This window comes from Streptomyces sp. NBC_00490 (assembly GCF_036013645.1).
Lineage (GTDB): Bacteria > Actinomycetota > Actinomycetes > Streptomycetales > Streptomycetaceae > Streptomyces > Streptomyces canus_F.
The window spans coordinates 4,751,387-4,765,371 of record NZ_CP107869.1; the positions used below are offsets into that span (position 1 = coordinate 4,751,387).

The following is a 13,985-nucleotide window of genomic DNA, read 5'->3' on the forward strand; positions in this document are numbered from 1 at the left end:
CGCTCACTTCAGCTCGTCGGGGCACGGCGTCCCGCGCGGCAGCTGATAGGGCGCCGCCAACCGGTACGTCCCCGCCTTCGGCGCCAGCAGTTCGGTCCACTTGTCGCCGTGGACGTCCTCCTCCGTCTCCATCAGGCAGCCGTTGACGTTGTCGAACGACTTCGGCTCGCCGTCGGGCCGGTCCTTGGACGCCTCCGTCTCCCGGGGGCCCTCCAGGCTCTTGCCCTCGGCGTCGACGATGCTCAGCCACGGCGAGTAGGGGATGCGGATGAGGATCCGGCCCGGCTTGGTCACCTGAAGGGTCCACTCGCCCTGCTCGGCGCGCTCTACGACCGCGTCGGGCTCGGCGAGCGGGGCCGGGTCGGTGACCTTGAACAGCTGCCAGTTGGCGTCGCCCCAGACCTGCTTGAGGTACGGCATCCCGCGCTGCACGAGCTCCCGCTCGCGCTCCCCGCCGTCCCCGTCGGGCGCGTCCTTCGGCAGCACCACGAAGTGCACGGCCCAGCGGCCGAGCCACTCGTGGTAGTTCGCCGAGTTCAGGGTGTCGTCGTAGAAGAGCGGGTTGCGCTCCATGTCGGCCTGGCGGTTCCAGCCGCGGGCCAGGTTGACGTACGGGGCGAGCGCGGAGGCCTCGCGGTGGGAGCGCGCGGGCACGACTTCGACGCGGCCCTTCTCCGCGCCGACCCCCTGGAGTTCGTTGACGAGCGGGGCCAGTTCGCGGGCCCAGGAGGCGGCCGGGGTGGTGTGGACGACGTCGTCGATTGACTTGAACCCGATCCAGCCGGTGAACACGGCGATCGACAGGACGATCGCGTACCACTTGCGGGAGCGCGGCACCGCGAAGGGCAGCGCCGCCACCAGTACGACCCCGGCGAAGAGCATCGGCAGCCGCGAGATGTTGGTCCCGATCTGCGAGCTGATCAGCCAGACCAGGACGACACCGAGCGCGTACACCCCGGCCGTCAGCCGGACCGTCTTCCACTGCTTGGGGACGAGCACGCAGACGAGGACGCCGTACGAGAACGGCAGGATCACCGAGCCGAACCCCATCGGCTGGGTGCCCGAGAACGGGAAGAGCCAGGCCGACACCGCGACCACCGCGGTCGGCGCGAGCCCCAGCGCCCACGCGCCCGGCCGCCGCTTCTGCAGGAACAGCGCCGCGGCCACCAGTCCCACGAACAGTCCCGCCACCGGTGAGGCCATCGTCGCGAGCGCGGCCAGCGGGGCCGCGCACAGCGCCTTCGCCCACCGCTTGTAGCGCCAGCGGTGCGGCCAGCAGAACACGACGGCGACCGCGCCGAGCGCGAACGCCGTGCCCAGACCGAAGGTGACCCGCCCGGAGGCGGCGTTGCAGAGGAAGGCGACGAGCCCGGCGAGCGCCGCCCACAGCGGGTTCTGCACCGACCGGCTGCGGATGAGGATCATCGTGAGCAGCCCGGCGGAGATCGTCCCCGCGATCATCATCGTCGTACGAACACCGAGAACCGACATCAGATACGGCGACACCACGCTGTACGAAACCGGGTGCATCCCGCCGTACCAGGCCAGGTTGTACGCCGAGTCCGGGTGGCGGCCGACGAACTCGGCCCAGGCGTCCTGTGCGGCCAGGTCACCGCCGCTGTTGGCGAAGGTGAAGAACCAGACGATGTGGAGCACACCGGACAGGGCGGTGAGGGAGAGGACCGGGTGTCTCAGCAGCCGCTCACGCAGAGCGAGGAAGGCGGTGGACGCAGCCGACGGCTGCTCCTCCGCGGGATCCTCCGCGGGACTGCTCGTGCGTCCCCCGCCGTCACGCGGCGCGGGCACACGTATTCGCGGGCCGGTACCCGGGCCCGGATCGGCGTCGTCGGCGCGTGTCGGCTCGGCTGTGGCCACCTTCAGGCACTCCCCGTGTCCCGTCTTCTGTTCTCGGCCCCGTCCCGTTCCGGCCATGTTCACGGCTGCGTCTCCGGGAGCGGCGACCTGCCCCGATTCGTGACGCTAGCACGCAGCCCGCCGCCGGGCGCCCTGACGGGTACCCGGTCGACGGGGTGCATACAGGATCTTCGCTCCCCTTTTGCCGTACGAGCCGCCTTACGGGTCAGGTGATGCGCGTCAGCTTGTCCGTGAAGCCCGGTTCGACGAGGTCCTTCTGCAGCGCGACCGGCACCTTCACCGCACCGGCCGAGGCGTCACCCACGGTGAGCGTGCCGACCTTGGTGCCGGCCTTCGCGGTGTGCGGTACGTCGTCGGCGGCGAAGGTCAGCTTGACGGTGAGCCCGGACCAGCCGACGGCCGTGACGTCCTTGGTCGCGACGACCGGGGTCTTGCCGCCGACGCCGTCGTCGACGTAGCCGACGACATCGCCCTTCTTGAGGATCGTCGCGGACTCCAGCGCGCCCTGCGCCGCCCGGATCAGCTGGTCACCCGAGGTGAGGGCGGCGCTGAGGATGGTGTTCTCCACACCGCCGGCGGGCTGGCGGACGACGGCGCCGACGATGGTGCGGGTCTCCCCGTTGACCTCTTTCTTCGCCGCGAAGAGGAGGTTGCCGAGGGCAGAGGTGGTGGTGCCGGTCTTGATGCCGACGACGTTGTTCTTGCCGACGATCTGGTTCCAGTTGGAGTGGTTGACGCCCTTGTAGTCGTCGTACGACATCATCGCCGCGACCTCGCGGAACGCGGGCTCCTCCATCGCCTTCTTGCCCAGCTTCACCTGGTCCACGGCGGTGGAGACGGTGGTGTTGTTCAGACCCGAGGGGTCGGTGTACGTCGTGTTCGTCATCCCGAGGTCCTCGGCGGCGGCGTTCATCTTCTCGACGAACGCCTTCTCCGAGCCGGCGTCCCAGCGGGCGAGGAGCCTCGCCACGTTGTTCGCGGATGCGATCAGGATGCTCTCGAGGGCCTCGCGCTGGGAGATGGAGTCCCCGGCGGTCACGTTCACGGTCGATTCCTGACCGGCCTTGGACTGGGCCTCGGCGGTCTGGTCGATCTTGATCTTCGGGCCTGCGGCGCCGCTCTTGAGCGGGTGGTCGCGGAGGATGACGTACGCCGTCATGACCTTGGCGACACTGGCGATCGGGACGGGCTTCTGGTCACCGGAGGAGCCGAAGCTGCCGATGCCCTGGACGTCGAGGGCGGCCTGGCCCTCCGCGGGCCACGGGATGTCGACCTTGCCGCCGCCGAAGGAGTAGCTGTCCTCGGCGGTGAGTTCCAGGGTGGGGGTGGGCAGGGGGCGCATTGACTGTGCGACCGCGAAGACCACCGCGAGGAGCAGGACGAGGGGGGTCCAGATCTTGACCCGCCGGAACGTGGTCCGCAGCGGTGTCTGCGGGGGCGGCGGGGTGTTCGTCAGCTCGGCCAGCAGGTCCAGCGGAGGCTTGGGCGGGAGCGGCTGCTGGGTGGTGCGCTCGGGGCCGACCTGGGGGATGGCGGTGGTGACGTCGGGCTTGAGCGCGACGAACTTGCTGGGCAGCTTGAGCATCGTCGTGGGCTGATCCACACGAGCCCCAGCCTCCGGCGCGGCCTCGTCAGCCTTCTCCTCGGGCTCACGGGTCCCCTGCGCGGCCTCCTCACGGGCGTCCACAGCGTCGCTGGGGCCCGCGGTGCCGCGGGTTCCCTGCGCGGCCCCCTCACGGGCGCCCACGGCGTCGCTGGGGCCCGCGGTGGCACGGGCCGCCTGCGCGGCCCCCCCACGGGCGCCCACGGCGTCGCTGGGGTCCGTGGTGGCACGGGCCGCCTGCGCGGCCCCCTCACGGGCGCCCACGGCGTCGCTCGGGGACTTGGTGGCGCGGGGGTCGGCCTTCGCGGCGCTCGCCGGTGGCTCACCGTCCTTGGCACCCGAGTCCGCCGTCCCCGGAGAATCCCCGGACCGCACCCAGGCGGCCACAGCAGCACGCAACCTGGCGTCACCGCCGGGCTCACCCACGTCCTCGGCAGACGACGCCGATGACTCCGCGTCCCGCGAACCTTCGGCACGGTCGGCCGGCTCGGCATCCTGAACGCCCTTGCCCCCGGCAGGCGACGCGTCCTCGGGTGCGGCCGAAGCCTCCCCGTCCCGCGAGCCCTCGGCAGGCACGGCGTCCTGGACGTCCTCGGCCGCCGCTGCGTCCCGGGCGCCCTTCGAGACCCCGGCACCGGCCTTCGAAGACCCTGTGGCGCTCTCGTCGTCCCCGGCAGGCGACGTCTCCTCGGGTGCCGCCGAAGCCCCCGCGTCCCGCGAACGCTCGGCACCATCGCCAGGCACGGCGTCCTGAACGTCCTCGGCCACCGGCGCGTCCTCCGCGCTCTCGGCGTCCTTCGCAGAATCTGCGGCGCCCCCGGCGCCGTCGGTCGGCACGGCGTCCTGGACGTCGTCGGCCACCGCTGCGTCCCCAGCACCCTTGGCGCCCTTCACGGGCCCGTCGTCGGCCACCGCGCCCTCCGAGGCCCCGGCACGGGCGCCCTCAGCCCCGGCAGACGCCGACTCTCCAGTCGCCGCCGACGCCCCCGCGTCCCGCGAACCCCCGGCACCGCCGGTCGGCACCGCGTCCTGGACATCCTCGGCGCCCGTGCCCTTCACGGACACGCTGTCGGTCGCCGCGACGCCCTCCACACCCTCGCCGGCCTTCGAGCCCCCGGCACGGGGGTCCACAGCCCCGGCGGACGCCGACTCACGGGTCGCCGCCGAAGCCTCCACGTCCCTCGGAACCCCAGCACTGTCGCTCGGCACGGCGTCCCGGGCATCCCGGGCCGCCGTTGCATCCTCCGCGCCCTCGGCGCCCTGAGCCCCGGCAGACGCCGACTCACCGGCCGCCGCCGCATCCGCGGCGCCCTTGGCACCCTTCACGGGCCCGTCGTCGGCCACCGCGCCCTCCGAGACCCCGGCACGGGCGCCCACAGCCCCTGTGGGGCCCTGAGCCCCGGCAGACGCCGACTCACCGGTCGCCCCCGAAGCCTCCGCGTCCCGCGAACCCGCGGCACCGCCGGTCGGCACCGCGTCCTGGACATCCTCGGCGTCCTTCGCGGGCCCGCCCTCGGTCGGTACGGCGTCCTGGACGTCCTCGGTCGCCGGTGCTTTCTTCGCGCCCTCGGCAGCCTCCGGGGCCCCGGCACCGGCGGCGCCCTCGGCACCGTCCGTCGGCTCGGCGTCCTGGGGGTCCTCCGTCGCCGTGTCCTCGTCGGGCGTGCCCGGAGGGGTCGGCTTCGGGTCCTTGGCCGCGGCTCGGGCCTGGGCCACGTCGCGGGCCGAGAAGACCCGGGTCGCCGTGTCCACGCCACCGTGGGCCGCGGGCGGCTCCGTGTCGCGGGCGACCGCGAGGCGCGGGTCGCGCACCTCACCCCGGGCTTCGGGAACCGGACTCGCGCTCCCCGACGTCGGTTCTGCCGACGACTCGCGCTGCTTCGACCTGTCGGGGAACTCGCCCGCCACCGATGCCTCCTAAACCGTGAACGCGTATGGACCGCCTCGCCCCGACACCGCTCCCCCACGGTGTCCGAACCATGTACCAGTGTCCTGTGTGAGGGCTTGGCTCCTGCGGTAGACGAGAACGACATACCTACCGGTTCCACTACAAACAGGTCACGCACCCTCGACAGACCAATGTGAGAGGGGTCACCCTGTCTTTCATCCACGCGGGGAGGCATGGATGGGCATGAGCCGCAGAACACTTCCGGAGGAGCTTCTGCTGCTGGCGCTGGACCCGGCCACGGGTACCACCGCACAGCCGCAGTCGCTCGACCTCGGTCTGGCCGGAGCACAGCTAGTGGAGCTGGCGCTGGCCGGACGGATAGCCCCAGACGGGGATCGTATCGCCGTGGTGTCCCCACGGCCGACTGGAGATCCGACACTGGACTGCGCGTTGGAGTTGCTGCGAAGGCGTGGCGCTCCGGTACGCGCTATCCACTGGATTGGCGGGCCGCGTCTCGGGCTCCGCCAGACCTACCTCTCGCATCTGGAGCGGTGCGGCATGGTGCATGCCGTGGCGGGCCAGATGTGCGGAGTGCTGCCGACGACTCGCTACCAGGCGAGTCAGACCGAGATCAGCCGGGAGATCAGATCCCGACTGGACTCCGCGATCCGCACCGGCGTACCGCCGGACCCGCGGACCGCGGCGCTCGCCGCCCTGGCGCACGCGGTCGGACTGGGCAAGCACCTGTATCCGGGCAACGAGGGTCGCTCCTCTCGCTCCCGGCTGCGGGACCTGATCAGGCACGACCCCATGGGCGGTCTCGTGGCGCACGCCGTGATGGACGTCCAGAACGGTGTGGCCGCGCAGCCACGCCGCAGCCCGGCCCCGACCGGCCGTCCGGCCGGACCAGGTGCCAGGCAGGCACCGGAACCCGCCCGCGGCGTTCCGGTGCAACCGCGCCGCGGTGCCATGGCGCGTGTCGTGGCTCACTGAGCCGCAGTTCCACGGCACGACCGACGTAGCACCGCACCACGCACCACACGCACCTCCGGCGTACCCCAGACCCGGTATCGGGAGCCGCTGGTCCGCGCGGGGCGGCGGGATCGTGTGTCCGAGAGGACACCGCGGTCCTGCCGTCCCGCGCGGCCTTTTTGTGCCCGGATCTTGGCCGAGTTGCGCCCTGGAGAAGCCAACTGCCTTGTGATCATGGCGAACTGGCGCGTACGCAGCGCATATCCACTGTTTCCCAGCGGTAGAAACCACCTTGGTGGCAGTCTGCTCAACAGCAGATACGCAAAGTGGCCATTTTCGAAGGCACGCAGCCGGAGGTGCACGTTCCCGTGGCGTCCAATGTCAATCCCACCGTCAGGCGACGCCGGCTCGGCCAGGAGTTGCGCCGGCTCCGTGAACTCAAGGGCATGACGGCCGAGGAAGTCGCCGAACGGCTTCTGGTGTCGCAGTCGAAGATCAGCCGGCTGGAGAACGGCCGGCGCAGCATCAGCCAGCGCGACGTCCGCGATCTGTGCGGGGTGTACGAGGTGGAGGACGTCCGGATCGTCGACTCCCTGATGCAGATGGCCAAGGACAGCCGCCAGCAGGGCTGGTGGCACTCCTTCGGCGACATCCCCTACAGCGTCTACATCGGCCTGGAGACGGACGCGGCGAGTCTGCGCGTCTACGATCCCCAGGTCGTCCCCGGGCTCCTGCAGACCCGCACCTACGCCGAGTCCCTCATCTCCGGCGCGCTGCCCGAGGCGACGCCCACCGACATCGACAAGCGTGTCCAGGTGCGGCTGCGCCGACAGGAACGTATCTCTGCCGCCGAGAACCCGCTCCGGCTGTGGGCGGTGCTGGACGAGGCGGCGCTGCGCCGCGAGGTCGGCAACCGGCAGGTGATGATCGAGCAGTTGGAGCATCTGATCGAGATGTCACAACTGCCGCACGTGACGGTGCAGATGATCCCGTTCACGATGGGCGCGCACCCCGGGGTGAGTGGGCAGTACGCGATCCTCGAGTTCCCCGATGCCGCCGATTCCAGCGTGGTCTACATCGAGGGCGTGACGAGCGATCTGTACCTGGAGAAGGCGCAGGACGTTCAGAAGTACAGCGTCATGTACGAACATCTGCGAGCACAGGCCCTGAATGTGGACCAAAGCCGGGAATTCATCTCAAGTATCGCCAAGGACTACGCACGCTGACCCACTCTGTAAGGCAAGGCGCCGCAAGGTACACCTTCGCCCGGTCGCAGCGGAAGACCCCAATGGAATATGCCACCCGCCCGGGTGAATACTTCCTCCGCTCCCCGATGTTGGCGAGTAGCGTCGATCACGCCATCGGATAACAACGTTGGCGCAAACCCGTGCCGTGCAGATGGAGACATCCGCACGCCGCGGCGACAGCAACTCAGCAACTGGCTAATCGGAGCGAAAATGGCAATCAAGCAGGGCGCCGCGGACCAGTGGGTCAAGTCCTCCTACTCCCAGGGCAATGGCGCGTGCGTCGAGATCAAGTCCCCTGTCGTGTCGGCGATGGCCGTCCGGGACTCGAAGATCCAGAACGGCCCCACGCTGGCCTTCCCCGCGGACGCGTGGAACGCCTTCGTCGGCTCGGTCAAGGCATAAATGGCCGAGTGACCGAGCACTACACAACTGCACAAGCATCACCGAAGAGCCCTCTCGACCAGATCGCCGTCCTTGCCGAGGGGGCTCGGCTTGTGTCCCGGCGCGGGCCTACCGGAGACGGTCGACGTACGTGTCCGTCCCCGGCACGGTCGGGATGAACGGCGCCACCAACTCCACCCTCCCCAGGCCCGTTTCGACCACCGGCTCCTCCAGGCCCGTGAAGTACTCCTCCCAGCACTCCCGCGGATCCGCCTCCAGGAACCACAGCAGCGTCAGCCGGGTGTCCACGCCCTCGACCTGCTTCACATACGTCATCCGGTCGCCCGGCAGCGGTGTCGGCCTGAAGATCGTCACCATCGCCGCCGGTGACCCCGCGATCCGCTTCGGCAGCTGCCGGGACCGCAGCCACTCCAGCAACTCCTCTCGCTGTGCGGCCGATTCGGCGTCGATCACCTCGACGACCAGGCCCTTGTACGGGTGGTCGAGGGCGTGGAAGTCGCGGGGCCCGGCCGCCCCGTCCCGGTAGACCGTCGCCTCGTGGTCCTGGAACGCGGTGAAGACGTGCGTGCGGTCCTGGTAGACCCGGGCGTCCCGGTTGAGGCGCTTGTTGATGCCGACGGTCCACTTCATGTGGTCGTCGTAGCGGCCGTCGGTGATCCAGTACGTCGAGATGTAGCAGCCAGCGGTGACCGGCTGGGCGATGGCCGACTTCTCGGGGTAGCGCAGGAGCTGGAGGTCCCGGGTGGCGACCCAGCGGCGCCCGGCGTACATCCAGGGCATCGCCATCGCGCCGGCGTAGTAGTGGTCGTCCTCGTACCAGCGGTTGTACGCGTACTCGTGGCCCGGATGCGGCTCGACCATGGTGATGAGCGCATGGCCGGGGCGGACTCCGTACGGGCCCACGGCGGCCAGTTCGGCGTACGTCTGACTGCGGGTCTCTTCGCTCATTCCCTTCCCCTTCCTGGGTGACTCGCCCATACTCTGACGCCCCGTCAGATATACCGCCAGGGTCAGGGAGGGGTCTTATGCCACTGCTCACAGGCAAGACGGTGGTCGTGTCGGGCGTCGGTGCCGGACTGGGCCACCAGGTCGCCGCCGCCGTCGTACGCGACGGCGGGAACGCCGTGCTCGGGGCGCGCACCGAGGCCAACCTCGCCAAGAGCGCCGCCGAGATCGATCCGGACGGGACGCACACGGCGTACCGGCCGACGGACATCACCGACGAGCGACAGTGCGTGGCGCTGGCGGAGTTGGCGGGCGAGCGGTTCGGGCGGATCGACGCGGTGGTCCATGTGGCCGCCTGGGACAGCTACTTCGGCGGCATTGAGGACGCGGACTTCACCACCTGGCAGTCGGTGATCGACGTGAACCTGCTGGGGTCGCTGCGGATGACGCGGGCGTGTCTGCCGGCGCTGAAGAGGTGCGGCGGGTCGGTCGTCTTCATCGGGACGCAGTCGTCCGTGGCCGCCCCCTCGCAGGTGCGGCAGGCGGCGTACGCGGCCTCCAAGGGGGCGCTGACGAGTGCCATGTACTCCCTCGCACGGGAGCTGGGGCCGCACCGGATCCGGGTCAACACCGTGCTGCCGGGCTGGATGTGGGGGCCGCCGGTGCAGGCGTACGTCCAGTTCACCGCGCACACGGAAGGGATCGAGGAGTCCGAGGTGAAGGTGAGGCTCACCGAGCGCATGGCCCTGCCCGACCTCGCCACGGACGGGGATGTGGCCGACGCGGCGGTGTTCCTGGCGTCGGATCGGGCGCGGGCGATCACCGGACAATCACTGCTGGTCAACGCCGGGGAGCTGATGCGGTGAGTTCATGTAGGTGAACTGAGGCCATCATGTCGAATACTTTTACCTCCCTTTGACCTTACGCTCACTTGTCGTGTTCACGCGACAGCGCCCACGATGAGCGCCGGGTCGAACCCCTGGGAGGGCGCACATGAACGGTCTCGACTGGGCCGTGCTCATCGGCTATTTCGGCGTGATGGTCGCGATCGGCGTGTGGTCGCACAAGCGCGTGGACAACGTCAGTGACTTCTTCACCGCCGGCGGCAAGATGCCCTGGTGGCTCTCCGGCATCTCGCACCACATGTCGGGCTACAGCGCGGTGATGTTCACCGGGTACGCGGGCATCGCCTACACCTACGGCGTCACCTCCTTCGTGACGTGGTCGTTCCCCATCGCCCTCGGCATCGCGATCGGTTCGAAGCTGTTCGCGCCGCGCATCAACCGGCTGCGCTCACGTCTCCACGTGGCCTCCCCGCTGGAGTACCTGAAGAACCGCTACGACCTCAAGACGCAGCAGGCGCTGGCCTGGTCCGGCATGCTGCTGAAGATCGTGGACGTGGGTGCCAAGTGGGCGGCGATCGCCACCCTGTTGTCGGTCTTCACCGGCATCTCGCTGAACCAGGGCATCCTCATCACCGGCACGATCACCGCCGTCTACTGCACGATCGGCGGTCTGTGGGCGGACGCGCTGACCGAGCTCGGCCAGTTCGTCATCCAGCTCCTCGCCGGTGTCGCGATGTTCATCGCGGTCGTCGCGGAACTGGGCGACAAGGGCATCGGCTTCTTCGAGGCCTGGGACCGTCCGGAGCTCCAGGGCCACGGCGAGCCGCTGGTCGGCCCGTACGGCACGGTCTTCCTGCTCGCGTTCCTCTTCATCAAGCTCTTCGAGTACAACGGCGGCATGCTCAACCAGGCCCAGCGCTACATGGCCACGGCCAACGCGTACGAGGCCGAGCGCTCGGCCCGGCTGTCCGCGATCCTCTGGCTGGTCTGGCCGGTCGTCCTCTTCTTCCCCATGTGGATGTCGCCGCTGCTGGTCGAGTCCCAGAAGCCCGACGGCTCCGACTCCTACGGCCTGATGACCGAACAACTGCTCCCGCACGGCCTGTTGGGCCTGGTCATCGTCGGCTTCTTCTCCCACACCATGGCGATGTGCTCCTCCGACGCCAACGCCATCGCCGCGGTGTTCACCCGGGACTGCGCGCCGGTGGTCTGGCGCAGGGCGCGGACGTGGAACGAGGGCCAGGGCCTGAAGGTCGCCCGCATCGCGACCGTCGTCTTCCTGGGCCTGTCGATGGCGGCGGCGACGCAGGTCAACTCCCCCGCGTTCAAGGACATCATCACGGTCGTCATCAAGTGGGTGGCCGGTCTGATGGGCCCGATGGCGATCCCCATGATGCTCGGTCTGCTCCGCCCCTTCCGCCGCTCCGGCCCGACGGCCGCGCTCACCAGCTGGTCGATGGGTCTGCTCGCCTTCTGGCTGGTCAACTACCCGATCAACTGGAACGTCGACGGCGGCGTCCCGCTCCAGTACCAGGTCTCGATCCCGCTCGCGGTGTCGCTGGTCCTCTACATCCTCATCGGTTTCGTGAAGCCGGAGGACACCCCGGAGCGGCTCGCGATCATCGAGAAGATCAACACCGACGGGGACGGGGCGGCGGCCGCCGCGGTGCCGGTGCCGGCGGGTCCGGTGGACGAGGTGGTACGGACGAAGGACTAGGCCGGCTCCCGGGGGGTCAGCCCCTCGGGTACCGGGCCAGCCACCCGGGGGACGACCCCGCCGGACCGTGGAGCGCGGGCCCCTGGGTCATCTCCATGGCGAAGTCGTCCGCGAGTTCCAGCAACGTGGGACGGCCCTCCAGCTCGGCCAGCCAGGCCGGCGGGAGGGCCGTTTCGCCGTGCAGGGCGCCGAGGAGGCCACCGGTGAGGGCGCCGGCCGCGGCGGAGGGCCCGTCGTGGTTGACGGCGAGGCAGAGCCCCTGACGGACGTCCTCGCCGACGAGGGCGCAGTACACGGCGACGGCGAGCAGCCCCTCGGCCGTCCCCTCCCCCATGAGCTCCCCGACGCGCTCCGGGGTCGGCATGCCCTGCCGTACGGCGCCCAGCGCGTGCTGCAACGCATCCGAGACGGCCTGGTGACCCGGCCGGGCGGCCAGCAGCGCCAGCGCCCGCTGGACGGCCCCGTCGAGGCTCTCGCCGCGGGCCAGCGCGTGCACGATGACGGCGTACGCCCCGGCGCAGAGGTACGCGACCGGGTGCCCGTGCGTCTGCGCGGCGCACTCCACCGCGAGCTGTGCGACGAGCTGCGGCTCCCATCCGACGAGCAGCCCGAAGGGCGCGGACCGCGCGGCCGCCTCGGGCCCCGCCTCGCCGGGGTTCTTGGGCGCATCGAGGGTCCCCATGTTCTCGTCGCCGAACCCGACGAGCAGGGAGCGGGCGGGGTCACGCCGGGCGTACAGCCACTCCTCCCTGGCGAGCCACCCGTCTTCCTTCCGCCGCTCGTCGGGCCCCCAGTCCCGCTGGGTGGCGGCCCATCTCAGGTACGCCCGGTGCAGATCGGTGGGCGGATGCCAGGCCCCTATGTCGCGGCGTACCTGGGCCCGTATGAGTCCGTCGACGGAGAAGAGGGTGAGCTGGGTGAGATGAGTGACGGCCCCGCGTCTGCCGTAGGCGGCCCCGAGATCGAGGACGCCCTCGGCGCCGTACGCCTCCCGTATCCCGTCGAGATCGAGCTGGTCGACGGGAGCCCCGAGCGCGTCCCCGACGGCGGCCCCGAGCAACGTCCCCCGCACCCGGCTCCGAAAGTCCTGCTGCTCGACACGGCCCCATATGGCCCCGGCTGTCGCACCCACCAAGACCTCCCCAGCGGCACCGCCCGCGTACACGACGATTCAGCACTGTAATCGACCAGGAACGGTCGGTTCAGAGGCGTAGGGGTATGGGGGGTGTGCCCCAAGTGGTCAGAAATGGACCTGGGTGGTCGGGTATCACCCGTACCAAGTCACACTGCAACCGGTCGGCCCGGCGTCGGCCACTCTGGCTCAATGCGTACGGCGTACGGCGGGCGTCGGAGGGGAAAGCTGATCGCCATGGCCACGACATCCCCACGCAGCGCACTCCATCTCGCCGCCACCCTGCTCACGGCGACCGTCGCCCTCTACATGGCGCTCGTCGCGTTCGGGAACATCACGGACTTCGGGACGAACCAGGCGTTCGTCCAGCATGTCCTGGCGATGGACACCACCTTCAAGGACGACGACCTGATGTGGCGGGCCATCACCAGCAAGGGACTTCAGGACACGGCGTACGTCGCGATCATCGTGTGGGAGGTGCTCTCGGCCCTGGTGCTGGTCTACGGCACCTGGCTGTGGACCCGGCGCGACGACCCGCGCGCCCGGCGCTTCTCCACGTACGGGCTGCTCATGGTGATGCTGCTCTTCGGTGCCGGGTTCATCGCGATCGGCGGCGAGTGGTTCTCGATGTGGCAGTCGGAGAACTGGAACGGGCTGGACGCGGCGCTGCGGGTGTTCCTGCTGAGCGGGGTCACGCTCGTGGTGGTGCAGTTGCCGTCCGCCGAACGCTAGGCGACCACCACCACCGACGTCCCCGTCTCCCCGAACGTCCACAGCGCCGAGCCGTCCGGCTTCGCCATGCGGATGCCGCTCGTCTGCGCGCCGGAGGCGACCGCGGGGGGCGATGAGCCGTCCACCGCGTTGGAGAAGGCGATGGAGAGGCCCGACTTGCTGGCGAAGTAGACGATGTGCTCGATCTGGACGCCGTCGGAGCCGGTCGTGGCGTCGTGGCGGACGTCGACCTTGTAGGTGCCGGGGTCGGGGCTCACCGTGCCCGGCCAGACCGGGAAGGTGCGCTGGGCCGCGTCGCTCGCGTCGACCAGCCAGACCCGCTTCTCGGCGAGGGAGTAGACGATCCGCCGACCGGTGCCGGAGTCGTCCGGCACCGCGGCGGGCGTCGGCTTCGTCGGGGACGCGGAGGGATGCGCCGAGGCGGAGGCGCTCGGGCGAGGGGCGGCCGTGGGCTTGGTGCCCTCGTCCGCCTTGACGGCGAGGACCGCGACGGCGGCTATCGCCCCCACCGTCAGACCGGTCACCCAGACCTTCGGGGCAGGCACGGCACGCATCTCCTCAGCTACGGCCCCCTCCGGACAAACAGGGGTCCGATCATCGTACTGCGACCCACACCAAGCTCCCGCC

The 13,985-nt window shown here is 70.2% G+C and carries 11 protein-coding genes; 6 read left to right on the plus strand and 5 right to left on the minus strand.

The genetic code is table 11. The features are described 5' to 3' along the window. Positions 1 to 3: 3 nt before the first annotated feature. Together OG381_RS21390 and OG381_RS21395 are read right to left on the minus strand one after the other, a co-directional pair. A complete protein-coding gene (locus tag OG381_RS21390; RefSeq protein ID WP_327717676.1) occupies positions 4 to 1,875 on the minus strand; it encodes an MFS transporter in 1,872 nt (623 codons plus the stop codon). Positions 1,876 to 2,080: 205 nt separating this feature from the next. Then, positions 2,081 to 4,543, minus strand: coding sequence for a D-alanyl-D-alanine carboxypeptidase (locus OG381_RS21395; protein WP_443062035.1), 2,463 nt, complete (start codon positions 4,541 to 4,543; stop codon positions 2,081 to 2,083). A gap of 1,060 nt (positions 4,544 to 5,603) precedes the next feature. On the opposite strand from OG381_RS21395, the gene OG381_RS21400 reads away from it, so the two are divergent. The 3 genes from OG381_RS21400 (at position 5,604) to OG381_RS21410 (ending at position 7,987) form a co-directional block, all read left to right on the plus strand. Next, complete coding sequence (locus tag OG381_RS21400; protein WP_307029423.1) at positions 5,604 to 6,359, plus strand: GOLPH3/VPS74 family protein; 756 nt, start codon at positions 5,604 to 5,606, stop codon at positions 6,357 to 6,359. A gap of 347 nt (positions 6,360 to 6,706) precedes the next feature. Beyond that, the gene (locus tag OG381_RS21405; RefSeq protein ID WP_307029421.1) at positions 6,707 to 7,564 is read left to right on the plus strand and encodes a helix-turn-helix domain-containing protein; all 858 of its coding nucleotides are present in this window, start codon (positions 6,707 to 6,709) and stop codon (positions 7,562 to 7,564) included. Positions 7,565 to 7,795: 231 nt separating this feature from the next. After that, the gene (locus tag OG381_RS21410) at positions 7,796 to 7,987 is read left to right on the plus strand and encodes a DUF397 domain-containing protein (RefSeq protein WP_327717679.1); all 192 of its coding nucleotides are present in this window, start codon (positions 7,796 to 7,798) and stop codon (positions 7,985 to 7,987) included. A gap of 108 nt (positions 7,988 to 8,095) precedes the next feature. Here OG381_RS21410 and OG381_RS21415 read toward each other — a convergent pair whose 3' ends face one another. Continuing rightward, complete coding sequence (locus OG381_RS21415; protein WP_327717680.1) at positions 8,096 to 8,935, minus strand: hypothetical protein; 840 nt, start codon at positions 8,933 to 8,935, stop codon at positions 8,096 to 8,098. Between the two features lie 77 nt (positions 8,936 to 9,012). Between OG381_RS21415 and OG381_RS21420 the strand changes: the two genes are divergently transcribed. Together OG381_RS21420 and OG381_RS21425 are read left to right on the plus strand one after the other, a co-directional pair. Further along, a complete protein-coding gene (locus OG381_RS21420; RefSeq protein WP_327717681.1) occupies positions 9,013 to 9,798 on the plus strand; it encodes an SDR family oxidoreductase in 786 nt (261 codons plus the stop codon). A 127-nt stretch (positions 9,799 to 9,925) separates the two neighbouring features. Continuing rightward, a complete protein-coding gene (locus tag OG381_RS21425) occupies positions 9,926 to 11,494 on the plus strand; it encodes a sodium:solute symporter family protein (RefSeq protein WP_307029415.1) in 1,569 nt (522 codons plus the stop codon). 16 nt (positions 11,495 to 11,510) lie between these two features. On the opposite strand, the gene OG381_RS21430 is transcribed toward OG381_RS21425, so the two are convergent. Then, the gene (locus tag OG381_RS21430; protein WP_327717682.1) at positions 11,511 to 12,626 is read right to left on the minus strand and encodes an ADP-ribosylglycohydrolase family protein; all 1,116 of its coding nucleotides are present in this window, start codon (positions 12,624 to 12,626) and stop codon (positions 11,511 to 11,513) included. 237 nt (positions 12,627 to 12,863) lie between these two features. Here OG381_RS21430 and OG381_RS21435 point away from each other — a divergent pair, with 237 nt between their 5' ends. After that, positions 12,864 to 13,358, plus strand: coding sequence for a DUF2165 domain-containing protein (locus OG381_RS21435; RefSeq protein WP_327717683.1), 495 nt, complete (start codon positions 12,864 to 12,866; stop codon positions 13,356 to 13,358). On the opposite strand, the gene OG381_RS21440 is transcribed toward OG381_RS21435, so the two are convergent. Further along, a complete protein-coding gene (locus OG381_RS21440; RefSeq protein ID WP_327717685.1) occupies positions 13,355 to 13,912 on the minus strand; it encodes a hypothetical protein in 558 nt (185 codons plus the stop codon). The genes OG381_RS21435 and OG381_RS21440 overlap by 4 nt on opposite strands. Positions 13,913 to 13,985 lie beyond the last annotated feature (73 nt).

Coding starts and splice junctions, on each gene's coding strand:
- OG381_RS21420 (WP_327717681.1), top strand. CDS start 9,013: ATGCCACTGCTCACAGGCAAGACGGTGGTCGTGTCGGGCGTCGGTGCC.
- OG381_RS21435 (WP_327717683.1), top strand. CDS start 12,864: ATGGCCACGACATCCCCACGCAGCGCACTCCATCTCGCCGCCACCCTG.
- OG381_RS21425 (WP_307029415.1), top strand. CDS start 9,926: ATGAACGGTCTCGACTGGGCCGTGCTCATCGGCTATTTCGGCGTGATG.
- OG381_RS21400 (WP_307029423.1), top strand. CDS start 5,604: ATGGGCATGAGCCGCAGAACACTTCCGGAGGAGCTTCTGCTGCTGGCG.
- OG381_RS21410 (WP_327717679.1), top strand. CDS start 7,796: ATGGCAATCAAGCAGGGCGCCGCGGACCAGTGGGTCAAGTCCTCCTAC.
- OG381_RS21440 (WP_327717685.1), bottom strand. CDS start 13,912: ATGCGTGCCGTGCCTGCCCCGAAGGTCTGGGTGACCGGTCTGACGGTG.
- OG381_RS21415 (WP_327717680.1), bottom strand. CDS start 8,935: ATGAGCGAAGAGACCCGCAGTCAGACGTACGCCGAACTGGCCGCCGTG.